This window comes from Enterococcus sp. DIV0213h, from assembly GCF_051711285.1.
Lineage (GTDB): Bacteria > Bacillota > Bacilli > Lactobacillales > Enterococcaceae > Enterococcus_D > Enterococcus_D casseliflavus.
Map to the genome: position 1 here is coordinate 540,944 of NZ_JBIOMH010000001.1, position 12,314 is coordinate 553,257.

Annotated in this window: 10 protein-coding genes; 5 read left to right on the forward strand and 5 right to left on the reverse strand. The window is 34.1% G+C overall.

Annotated elements, in window-relative coordinates:
• Positions 1-58 precede the first annotated feature (58 nt).
• The 4 genes from IGI77_RS02545 (at position 59) to IGI77_RS02560 (ending at position 6,335) form a co-directional block, all read left to right on the forward strand.
• The gene (locus IGI77_RS02545) at positions 59-772 is read left to right on the forward strand and encodes a GntR family transcriptional regulator (protein WP_005227435.1); all 714 of its coding nucleotides are present in this window, start codon (positions 59-61) and stop codon (positions 770-772) included.
• Positions 773-1,441: 669 nt separating this feature from the next.
• Positions 1,442-2,410: an acetylxylan esterase gene (locus IGI77_RS02550; protein ID WP_015508933.1), complete on the forward strand. Its 969-nt coding sequence runs from the start codon at positions 1,442-1,444 to the stop codon at positions 2,408-2,410.
• Positions 2,403-3,794: a glycoside hydrolase family 1 protein gene (locus IGI77_RS02555; protein ID WP_438769378.1), complete on the forward strand. Its 1,392-nt coding sequence runs from the start codon at positions 2,403-2,405 to the stop codon at positions 3,792-3,794. Before IGI77_RS02550 ends, IGI77_RS02555 begins: the two co-directional genes overlap by 8 nt.
• Positions 3,795-4,244: 450 nt before the next feature.
• A complete protein-coding gene (locus tag IGI77_RS02560; protein ID WP_438770486.1) occupies positions 4,245-6,335 on the forward strand; it encodes a YfhO family protein in 2,091 nt (696 codons plus the stop codon).
• A gap of 368 nt (positions 6,336-6,703) precedes the next feature.
• On the opposite strand, the gene IGI77_RS02565 is transcribed toward IGI77_RS02560, so the two are convergent.
• From IGI77_RS02565 to IGI77_RS02580, 4 genes are read right to left on the reverse strand one after another with little or no spacing between them, the layout of a single operon-like run.
• Positions 6,704-7,342 carry an ABC transporter permease gene (locus IGI77_RS02565; RefSeq protein WP_438769380.1) on the reverse strand — a complete coding sequence of 213 codons (639 nt, stop codon included), beginning with the start codon at positions 7,340-7,342 and terminating at the stop codon, positions 6,704-6,706.
• A gap of 4 nt (positions 7,343-7,346) precedes the next feature.
• Positions 7,347-8,255, reverse strand: a complete 909-nt coding sequence (locus IGI77_RS02570; RefSeq protein ID WP_218212339.1) for an osmoprotectant ABC transporter substrate-binding protein — start codon at positions 8,253-8,255, stop codon at positions 7,347-7,349.
• Positions 8,256-8,257: 2 nt separating this feature from the next.
• Positions 8,258-8,884 carry an ABC transporter permease gene (locus IGI77_RS02575; RefSeq protein ID WP_218212338.1) on the reverse strand — a complete coding sequence of 209 codons (627 nt, stop codon included), beginning with the start codon at positions 8,882-8,884 and terminating at the stop codon, positions 8,258-8,260.
• A 10-nt stretch (positions 8,885-8,894) separates the two neighbouring features.
• Positions 8,895-9,905 (reverse strand): ABC transporter ATP-binding protein, encoded by a 1,011-nt coding sequence (locus IGI77_RS02580; RefSeq protein WP_438769384.1) that lies wholly within the window; start codon positions 9,903-9,905, stop codon positions 8,895-8,897.
• Between the two features lie 266 nt (positions 9,906-10,171).
• Here IGI77_RS02580 and IGI77_RS02585 point away from each other — a divergent pair, with 266 nt between their 5' ends.
• Entirely contained in the window at positions 10,172-11,413 is a 1,242-nt protein-coding gene (locus IGI77_RS02585) for an MFS transporter (RefSeq protein ID WP_438769386.1), read from the forward strand.
• A gap of 24 nt (positions 11,414-11,437) precedes the next feature.
• Here IGI77_RS02585 and IGI77_RS02590 read toward each other — a convergent pair whose 3' ends face one another.
• A complete protein-coding gene (locus tag IGI77_RS02590) occupies positions 11,438-12,151 on the reverse strand; it encodes a MurR/RpiR family transcriptional regulator (RefSeq protein WP_438769388.1) in 714 nt (237 codons plus the stop codon).
• Between the last annotated feature and the right edge of the window lie 163 nt (positions 12,152-12,314).

Sequence of the window (12,314 nt, forward strand, 5' to 3'; positions counted from 1 at the left end):
ACAAAGTAAAGGAATCAGGCTAAAATCAAAAGGGAGAGTAAGCGAAAGGTGAATGAGAATGCAAAAATATATTTATATTTCAAATGATATTCGCAATCGGATTTTAGACGGCACCTACAAAGCAAATGACCAGATTCCTTTTGAAAAAGATTTGTGTACAATGTATGACTCAAGTAAAATGACGATCAAAAAAGCGTTAGATATTTTAGTTTCAGAGGGCTTGATCATTAAGCGTAGGGGATCGGGAACATTTGTTAAGGACTTGGCTATTGAAGAAATCGAGCGTATAGCGATGGCAAATCAATTTCGAGGAACCACTGCGTTAAATCCTGGAAAAAAAGTGACTAGTCATGCGTTGACCTTTACTGTGGTAGTTGCTGATGAACTAGTCGCCAATAAGTTGAATCTGACACCAAATAGTTTTGTATATGATATTTATCGGGTTCGTTATATTGATGGAAAGCCCAAAGTCATGGAAAAAACGTATATGCCTATAGATTTGATTCCAGGTTTAAAAAAAGAAAATGTAGAAGGATCCATATATGAGTACATTGAAGAAGATTTAGGATTGGTTATTCAAAGTGGTCATCGACGGATTTCGGTTCGAAGAGCTACAGAGGAAGAATCGCAGTATTTAAAACTTGAAAAAGGCGACCCCGTCGCTGTAGCAGAACAAATTGCGTATTTTGACACCGGTGCTGCTTTCGAATACTCAAGATCGGTCCACCGATACGATGAGTTTTCAGTGGAAATGATCCTCACCAGAAATTGAGCAATCAGCGAATTGATTGCTCAACTTTTTACACGAAAAACACAGAAAGTATTTACGAATATAATTAAAAGTATATATCATTTTTACGGCAAAGTGCTTCTGTGAAGTTATTCTATGATGTAAGCGAATCCACTGCAATATTAGGGGAGGGAAAGAAAATGTGATTGTTGAAAAACGATCATGGATGCTTCTAAATTAGAAGAGAACGTTGACGGCAAACAAGGATGTCTTTCAGACACAGCTTAGTGAAAGCCGCTCAATTCTTTGGAGAGAGGGAAAAGAATTGAGTTCCAGCTTTTTTTACCAGCTCTATTTGGCAGCGCAATGAGAAGCGTATAGCGCAGACATCACAGAACCTTTCACAGGAAAAAGTAGTTGACACAGTGAACGTATCAAGGCTTGTTTTTATGCTTGAGGCGATGAATGGTACCATATTTTAGTCATTACCAGGTGCCCGATTTCTTTCACAGATAGGTCCAAACGCCTTATTATTAGCAGCAGAATGTTGTGGTGAGAAGGGGAATCAGCAACAATTTCATCGCATCTTTTTTATTTCCTGCCAATCAATGGTACATCAGAAATTCCAATAAAATTCAGCCTGTACAGTTCAGAAAAGCTGCCAACGAATTGAACCAGCCGTTAATTTTAAGAAGAGGGAAGGAAAAACTATTGTATTTTAAGGATGCCCAAGCATTATGGGGAAAATATCTAGGCAGTGGGAAAAAGCCGAAAGATTTCGACGAATTTTGGAATAATGGGAAGAAGATCATTGAGGCATTGCCTAAAACGTTTGACCTAGTGCCTCATGAGATTTTTTCGCATGTCGCAAAGGGGTATGATTTGTTTTTTACCGCACATGACGGTAACCGTATCCACTGTCAATTCATCGTACCAATGGATGAGAAAAAGAAATATCCGACTCAATTTCAATTTCATGGCTATCATGGAAATAGCGGTGATTGGAGTGACAAAATCGGCTTAGCTGCAGAAGGGTACTGTGTTATCGCAATGGATGTTAGAGGACAAGGCGGAATATCTGAAGACAGCAGAAAAGTTTCTGGCGGGACCTTGAAAGGTCATATTATTCGTGGTGTAGATGACGGACCCGATGAATTATTTTATCGGCAGGTCTTTCTAGATGTTTACCATCTGGTACGTATCGCGTGCTGCTTGCCTCAAGTCGATGAGAATCAATTATCTGTGTATGGCGCTTCTCAAGGTGGGGCATTAGCGATCGTATGCGCAGCTTTATCGCCTTCAGTCAAACAAATTTTCACCTTATATCCCTTTCTAAGCGACTATCGTGAAGCGTTTCGATTAGAGGTGGCACAATCAGCTTATGAAGAATTGGCATACTGGTTTCGCTTTAGAGATCCAAGTCATGCAAAGGAAGAAAGTTTTTTTTCGGTATTGGATTATATCGACATCCAATACTTGGCAGAAAGAGTACAAGGAGAAGTCTTTTGGGGGATTGGATTAGCGGATACTATTTGCCATCCGAAGACACAATTTGCTGTGTTCAATCAATTGCAAGGGGCAAAAGAAATGATTGCTTTTCCAGAATACGGACATGAATACATTCCGCTTTTTAGTGATTTCATGCGTAAAAAATTAATTGGAGGGAAAATGAATGAATGATTTTCCAAAAGGGTTTTGGTGGGGAGCCGCCACATCTGGTCCTCAAAGCGAAGGACGTTTTCAAAAAAAACACGCAAATATGTTTGATTATTGGTTTGAAATCGAGCCAGAGGCTTTCTATCAACAAGTAGGACCGGATACAGCATCCAATTTTTACAATAGTTATAAAGAAGATATTGCACTAATGAAGGAAATCGGACTAAACAGCGTACGAACATCGATTCAGTGGAGTCGGTTGATTGACGATTTAGAAAAAAACAGCATCAACGAGGAAGCTGCCGCTTTTTACAACGATATGATCGATACATTCCTTGAACACGGCATCCGTCCTATAATGAATCTGCATCATTTTGATTTGCCCGTAGAGTTATATCACACATATGGCGGTTGGGAATCTAAACATATTGTAGAGTTATTTGCAGGGTTTGCGAAACATTGCTTTACTCTTTTTGGCGATCGCGTGAAAGAATGGGTGACACATAATGAACCAATGGTTGTTGTGGATGGGGAATATTTGTATGAGTTTCATTATCCAAAACAAGTAAATGGGAAAAAAGCAGTCCAAGTTGCTTATAATCTTAATTTAGCTTCAGCTAAAGCAATTGAAGTCTTTCGCAGCCTGGATTTGCAGTCAAAAGGAGGGCGCATCGGAACAGTCTTAAATTTAACCCCCACATACGCAGCTAGTGACCAGACTCAAGATTTGGAAGCAGCCCGCTTTGCTGAGTTATGGAACAACAAGATGTTCTTAGAACCAGCTGTTTATGGCAGATTTCCAGAAGAATTGGTGCAGATATTGGAGAAGGATCGTGTTATTTGGGAAGCAACTGAAGAAGAAGCTATTATTCTCCAGAACAACACCATCGATTTTCTAGGTGTGAACTTCTATCATCCCCATCGTGTGAAAGCACCTGAGATAGCACCTGACTCGGTTGGGGAATGGATGCCTAATCGTTATTACTCTGAGTATGAGATGCCTGGGAGAAGGATGAATATTGATAAAGGCTGGGAAATTTATCCAAAGGCGTTATACGATATTGCATTAAATATCAAAGAAAATTACGGGAACATTCCTTGGTTTGTCTCTGAAAACGGGATGGGGGTTTCGCGAGAAGAACGCTTCTTAAATGAGTCCGGTATGATCGAAGACGACTATCGTATTGATTTCATTAAAGAACATTTGGACTGGCTTCATAAAGGAATACAGCAAGGCTCAAACTGCTTTGGTTATCATTTGTGGACACCGATTGATTGCTGGTCATGGAGCAACGCCTATCGCAATCGCTACGGATTTATCTCTAACGATATTCATACCCAAGTGAAGACGATCAAAAAATCGGGTTATTGGTTTAAATCTTTTGTAGGAGAAGCCAAAATTGTTTAAAAGGCGCTTGTCTTATTGAAACTTTACGCCTGATCTTGGCAATCGCAAAGCTTTGTCCGTTTGTTAAAAGTGTTAAAAACTTGATTTCTAGAAAATCGAGGGAGTATTGGATAAGGGAAATTTAACTGCCGTTATTCCAAAGAGCCGATTGAAAAGAATGCTAATCAAAAGAAAAGTCTTTTTAGGGAGGTTGATGTGCTAAGCATCAACCTTCCTTTTTTAATCATTTATCGTCGACAAATCGTGAGAGAGCAAGTAGTGCAAGCGAATTAGTGTGTAAAATGAATTTCGTTATTCATTAAATTTTAAAGTTGAATATGGCAAAATGATTTTTTGAATTTAGTTCTAATAGTTTAGTTATTTAAATTGAATTGGCATTGAGTAACTGCTATTATAAAGTGTCGTCAATAGTGAAATATTTAATTTGGTAAAGGAGTACTACCTTTGAAAATGATACGATCCTTCGTTAGACAGCATCAATCAATTATATTGTTTACACTTTTATTTGGACTTGTTTTCATTTTAGGTTATTATCCTCTGTGGAGTCAAAAGCTATCTCTGATATGGAAAATAGATAGCGTAGGGCAGTACTATCCAGCATTTATTTATACTGGACGTTACCTGCAAGACTTTATCTTAGGACTATTCAGTGGACAAATCAATCTTCCAAGTTTCGATCTTTCTATAGGTATGGGTGAAGACGTGATTGGTTCATTAAACTACTATGGTTTTGGTGACCCGCTCAATATTTTTTCTGTTTTTGTAACTGCTCAAAGTGCACCATATTTGTTTACTTTTATGATTATTTTCAGAATGTGGTTGTCTGGTTATGCTCTGATGAAATATTTCTCGTATTTCAGATTTGACAAAGTAGCGATTATTTTTAGTGCTCTAACCTATGTATTCTGTGGTTTTTCGGTTGTAGGGGGAACAAGGTATACCGAATGGCTCTCAGTTCTAATTTTCTTCCCAATGATTTTATTGGGGATTGAGAAAATGATGCGTCAAAAGAAATTTAGTCTTTTCATTGTTTCTGTGATGTTTGCGGCTCTATGTGGTTTTTATTTTTTATTTATGGTTTCCGTCGTGTTAGCACTATATTTCCCTATACGTCTATTATTTAAACGTCTGAGTTTGAAATACTTATTTGCAAATGTAGGAAAAGGAATATGTGCATATATCTTAGGAATTTTGTTGGCAGCTCCTTTTTTCCTTCCGACTCTTCAAAGCTATTTCTTAAGTGAGAGAAACAGTGAACCGATGAGTAATATTATTTTCAATTTAAATAACTATATCCCGAATTTCTCAATCAATTTGGGGGACTTTCTTACTATGAAAGATGTCGAGCCGCCTATTTTCTTATCCGGAATTATAGTAATAGAATTATTAGCAATTATTTTGTTACTATTTCTGCCATATAATAGAAAAAAAGTACAGTGTTTGATTTTTCTAGGTCTGGCATTTATAGCCTATTCTTTGCCTATCACAGGGTATCTACTCAATGGATTTGGTCAAACAAATGATAGATGGGCATTTATAGTTCATTTGCTGCTTTCAGGAATTTTGGCTTATGTAATAACGGAGTATAGAAAAATATTGGACAATGAACTTACTCATCAAAAGAGTAGAAACAAAAAAATAAGTATTGTTTATCTTCTTTTAGGGACGGTGATCATTACAAATTTAATTGTAAATTTGTGGGGGATTTATTCTGATTATGGTGAAGGATGGACGCAAAAATTCATTCCCCTTGAAACTTCAGAAGTATACACAGCATCACCCGTAAAAAACTCAAAAAACATAAAGGAAGATGTTGAGCTGTTTAGAGTTTCTAACGACACATTTACTGAAGCTAATGGGCGTCCCGAAAATGTAGCAATGATTAATGATTATTACGGATTAACCTACTGGCTGAGTATAATAAATAAGCACACGCAAGAAATAGTTAATCAATACCACCAATCGTCTTTACGATGGCGGTCATATGGTTTTGAAAAGGATAATGCAATGAATACCCTGAGTGGTGTGAAATATCATCTTTCAAAGGAGCCGATGCTAAATGAAGATGGCTACCAACAAATTGAAACTCTGTCTTTCAACAATGAACAGTGGTATGTCTATGAGAATAAAAATTTCCGAGGCTTGGCTTATATTTTGAACGAAGATGATATGAATATCTCTGACATACATGTCGAAGAAAATCGGAATCATTTGCAAAAAGTAATCAAAGATTCCTCAAGTAATGTGAGGGAGATATATTATAAAGAAAATATTTTTGAAATCAATGCAATTGCAAGTAAAGATGAAAATCTTGTGCTATCAGTTCCTTATCATAATAATTGGAAAGCCTATATAAATGAAAAAGAGGTAAGCCTGAATAAAAGCGGAACAAACTTTATGACTGTGCCGCTTAGTGAAGGAGAAAATCACATCAGGTTTATCTATTCCAACCCATTTATTTTAATTGGTACTATTTGCTCTGTATTTTCTCTCATTGCTTGTGCAGTAATTTATTTTATTCGAAAAAAAGCGGATAACTAAAGAATACGATCTTGTCTATGTAATAAGTATAGATTAGATCGTTTTTTTGATTTTGATTAAGAATCTGAAGAAAAAGAAATCAGTTTTTTTAAAAACGAGATTACTGCTACCTTTCCAGGATTCACCGAATAAAATCTCTTACTTATTTGTGAAGTGGGCAGAAAAAAGATTCAAAACTAGATTAAACTTGATCATGCAGAGTGATAATCATCAGACAATCAACTAGCTTGCTCATCACATAAGGAAACATTCATTTAAATTTCAGTCTATTATTTTTGACCGCTCAATAGAGTGCACTAACAAATCGGTACTTTGAGTGGTTGTGTGTTATGTTAGTTTTTGTTATTAAATTTTGTTAATGGAGTTGATTATTCTGAAAAGATCTTGTTGATTATGTTGATTGCTAATTCAAAAATAATAGTAATAAGAATACAGAAGATAACCCCAGTCAGTACAATAGTATTACCTTCTACAGTATTGATGCCACGTAGTATGATATCCCCTAATCCTCCAGCTCCAACAAATGAACCGATGACAGTTGTTCCTACTGCAATAACAAGAGCATTTTTAATTCCAGCAAGAATAATGGGTAATGATAATGGTACCTTTACTTTGTAGACTATCTGCCAAGGTGTCATTCCTAAACCTTTTCCATTATCAAGATAAATAGGATCGATACTATTTAACCCAGCGTAGGTATTTTTAATAATAGGTAAGATTGAATAAAAGATAATTGTGATAATAACAGTTTGAGTACCTAATCCAAAAATAAGCAACATGATAACTAACATTGCCATAGAAGGAATTGTTTGTATAGTATTAACAATATTAATAACCAAATCTGCATATTTAGGAAATAGATTTAGAAGTATGCCTATAGGAATGCCGATCAATATACACAAGATAACGCTTATTAATGATATAGCTGCATGAATCTGAGATTGTTCTAAAATATAAGTAATATTTTGTATAATGTACTCAATAATACCTTGGGTGAAAGTAATCATGGTTTTACTCCTCTCTAAAATAATTATTTTCTTCCAAGAATTGTTTAGCAATAATTTGTGGTTCTAATTTTTTTCCATCAGATTCATAATTGAGTTTTTGCATAGTTTTTGTCGTTATTTTATTATCAAGCCTATGCAAGGTTTCTTCTAGTTCAGGATACTCATTCAAAATTTTATCATCAATAACTAAACTACAAGTATAAGGAGGAAAAAATTGCAAATCATCTTCCAATAAGACTAAATCATAGGCGCTGATCCTTCCATCAGTAGAATAACCTAAAATGACATCATAGCTATTGTTATAAAGAGCATCATATAAAAGACCAACTTGCATGGGAAAGACTCTCTTAAATGATATGTCGTACATTTCAGAGAACGCTTGATATCCATCGTTTTCTCGTTCATACCAACCTTGGTCAGTACCTAGTGTTAAATCCAACGCATATTCTCTTAAATCACTAACTTTCTTTAGATTATATTTTTCAGCAGTTTCTTTAGAGACCATAAAAGTAAATTCATTAGCAAATCCATAACTTGGGAACCATGTTTGATTAAACCTATTTTTAAATTCTTTTTGAACAATATCTAAGGCTTTTTGAGGATCTTTTTCTATTGACAATCCAAGAGTTGTCACGAGGTCTGTTCCAGTATATCTAACGGAAGCGATATTTAATTCACCTTTTTCCATGGCAACTTGGTTAACTTGAGCAGAAACTAAGTTGTTCAATAATTTGGCGTCCAAATTAGTTTCATGATTAATTAGTTCAACAATCATATTTCCTACGATTTGGCTTTCAGAAGTAACTCCACCTGAGACTGTAATAACATTTTGCTTTCTGTTAAACAAAGGATAGACAATAAAAAAAATGAGACAACTGATAATAATTAAAGAGAGTATATGTTTCTTTTTCATAATTACAACCCCGCTGCTTGTTCAACTAATTTTTGTTCAATTTTTTTTAATGCATAATCAATGGTTAAAGCGAGAATGGTGACTGGAATTGTTCCCATTAAAAGTAAATCCGTTCTGTATAATGTAAGTCCATTAAAAATAAAGTCACCCAATCCACCACCACCAATATAGGAAGCAAGAATTGTCCATGAAATAATATAAATTGTTGATACTCTGATTCCTGCCATGATAATCCCCATAGAAAGAGGTAGTTCTATTTTTCCTAATACTTGAGATGATGACATTCCCATACCTTTACCAGCATCAATGTAATCAGGATTAACTGTAGAAAGACCTACGTATGTGTTTCTGAGTATAGGTAAGAGAGAATATAAGAATAAAGCAGCTATAGCAGGAGGCTTTCCTATCCCGAAGATTGGAATCATTAATGATAATAAAGCTATTGATGGAATCGTCTGAAAAAAACCAATGAAATTGATAAAAAATTCAGATTTCCTTCCCATTTTATACAAAAGGATTCCTAAGGGAATAGCGACTAAAATTCCTAAAATAACCGAAGTAATCGATATATATAAATGTTCCCATGTTTTAAACAATAATTCTTTTCCATATGTAGTGAAAAAGTCCATATGTATCCTCCTATCTTACATTTTTACAAAATAAACGATTTTTAGAATCTATCGAGATTACACCAGTAATTACACTGGAATGATTGATAATAGAAACATATTTAACCTCTTTTAGTAAGAATTCTGAAACTATTTTTTTAGTCAGTTTGTTTTTATTGTTGTCTCCTATTTCTGTATCAATTAAAGGGTAAAATTTTTCTACAATTGATGTTTCTGTTAGCGGAATGTGTTTCATTTTTTCTATAATCGAAAGTAATGGATCATTCAAATCGACCTCGTAGATATTTGAATGATGAATCAAATCTTTAGATTGTCCGATTAATTGTTGTACAAACTCATTAGCTGGTTTGGAAATAAGCTCATTCGGTGTTCCAAATTGAACCACTTCATTTTGATGCATAACAATTATTCGATCAGAAAGTTTAATCGCTTCATCAATATCATGAGTAACAAACACAATCGTTTTTTTCATTTCTTGTTGAATATTCTTAATCAGATTTTGTAGAGAATTGCGGTTAATGTTATCTAAAGCTCCGAAAGGTTCATCCATTAGAATAATTTCTTGATTGGCAGCAAGAGATCTGATAACGCCAATTCGCTGTTGTTGACCACCAGATAAATGGCGAGGCTTCTTATTTAGATATTCAAGAGATAAGTTTACTTTTTTTATTAATTCTTCTGCGATGCCAGCTTTTTTTTGTTCATTCCATTTTAATAAATTTGGAACAAGCAATATATTTTCTTTGATAGTCATATGTGGAAATAATCCTATGTTTTGAATGACGTATCCAATGTTTCTGCGAAGTTCAACCTCATTATATTCTTTAATATTTTTGTTATTTATTTTGATAGTTCCAGAAGTAGGTTCTATCATATGGTTTATCATTCTCATTAAAGTTGTTTTTCCACTGCCACTCGTTCCAATAACACAAACAAATTCTCCCTCATTAATAGTTAAGGATATATTTTTTAAAGCATATGAAGTATTGTAATTTTTGTATGCGTTTTCAAATGTAATCATTATTTCCACCCTTTTTTAGTATGATGATTAAACTATTTTATACTTAGCCTATATCTAAACAGAATAGATTTCAACCTTTATTTATGGTTTTATAATTAAAATTTGATTAAATTTTTTCGAAAAAAGAATAGGTTGACAGTTCACTAAAAACAAATTAGAATGTACGTGTTACTAGAATTGTTGAGTTTTAAAAAAGCGAAATATCTTTTGAAACGTTGTTTTAACAACATATTGACATAAATAATTTTTTTGGGGGACTATTATTTATGGAAAAGAAATTTGTGAAAAAATATGGGACGTTGCTTTTGCTAGCAGCTGGGGCTGGAATAATTTTCCAGTTGCCGTATATTAGAGAAACTTTTTACGTGCCTATACAAAGTGCAATGGATTTGACCAATACCCAAATGGGGATGTTGTCTTCTATTTACGCTTCCATGGCAACGGTTTCATATTTTATTGGTGGAATGGTAGCAGACAAATTCTCTGCAAGAAAGTTACTAACCCTCTCGTTTATCTCAACGGGTCTTTTGGGTTTGTGGTTTTCTATGTTCCCGTCATTTAACATAGCTCGATTAATTTTTGCGTTAATGGGTATTTCGACAATCGTTACTTACTGGTCAGCAATGATTAAAGCAACCCGTATGTTAGGTGATTCATCAGAACAAGGAAGATTATTTGGCCTTCAAGAAGGTTTGAGAGGAATTTTGAATGCACTTTTAGTATTTGGAATGACAGCAGTCTACGCAAGATTTTCAAACGAAATTATGGGAACAGCTTGGGCAATTAGAACATGTGCAATTGTAGTTATCGTTATTGGAATTTTAAATTGGTTCTTTATTGACGATACTGATAGTGAAGAAAATACAGAATCGATTAGAGAGGTTGTGTTTGGAACATTTAAGCAGTTGGCCATCCCTCGAGTCTGGTTATTGGTAGCGATTGTATTTTTTGGATATAGCTTATATGGGATTTTTGGCTATATTAATACATTGGCTATCAATGTTTATGGTTTATCTGTATCAGGTGGAGCAACGCTTGGTGGAACAAGATATATTATTCAAGCATTTGGTGGAATTGTTGGTGGTTTCATTGCCGATAAATTAGGCTCTCGAATCAAAGTTATTATTTTAGGTGCAGTTTTAACTGGCAGTTCTTATGCACTATTCCTATTCTTACCAGCTGAAGCTAGTTTCCTACCGATTATTTTAGGGAACTTTGTCGCAGGTATGTTCTGTATTTATCTAATTCGTAGTCAATACTTTGCAATCATTGATGATGCAGGCATCCCAGTTTCAAGAACTGGACGTGTATCGGGAATTGTTTCTTCACTAGGTTATCTACCAGACGTATTTATGTATACTATGATTGGTAGTTGGTTAGATAGTAATGATGGGAAAGCCGGTTTTGATCTAATGTTTATGTACGCAATTGCAATGGCGGTAGCATGTGTTATAGCTTGTATTGCATTATCCATAGTTATCAAAAAAGGTAATAAAGTGACTGAATAATATAAAAAGCAATCTTGATTTTTTTCAAGATTGCTTTTTTCTTGATGATAAAGTTCTTATAATTTCTTCAATAAAAATAAATAGGATGGATCTTGTTTTTTCGTGTGATCGTAATGAGATATCTTGTTGCGAGTCAGTTAAATAAATGATCTCGCCAATACTACTAGACAAACCAGGATTCAATTCTTCCATAATTAAAACAGCTTTAGCATTTTTATCTGATGCTACATCAAATAATTCATCAAATTGAGCAAACTTTCCAGCAACAGAAAAAACTAGCAGCAACGTATTTTCATCTAGTAAATTAGGAATTAAAGATGTTTGATCAGCACAAACGATGTTTTTGTTCTCTAAATAAGTCAGCTTGTAATCAAAATACTCCATACAAATGTGAGTAGGACCATACCCAAATAAAATAATCTTTTCATGTGAAGAAATTAAATCTGCAATGTAATTTGTATTCGAATAATTAAAATTTTCAATGAATGAGCTAATTCGGTTAAATTCAGTATTTTTTTTTTTTCTTGTAATCAATTCTTTTCCAGTTAAGAACCTAGCATATTCTTTATACCCATTAAAGCCTAATTTTTTTACAAATTTTGATATTTTAGAAATAGAAACGTCTGTTAATTCAGCGGCTTCAGTTATTGTTAAACTGGATCTATTTTTACTTTCTTGAATTAATTTTTCATGTATTTCTAGTTCTAATTCATTTAGACGATCCAATTGTAATTTCAAAGTTATTCCCCTTTTCAGTCAGTATATGGATCAAAAAATCGTTATCGTATATATCTTGCTATAGTTAGCTATCCTATAGAATATCTATATATAAGAATACCACACAACGAGTTAATTCACTAGAAAATGGAAAAGTTTTCCAATTTGTTGAAATAAGTAGTCA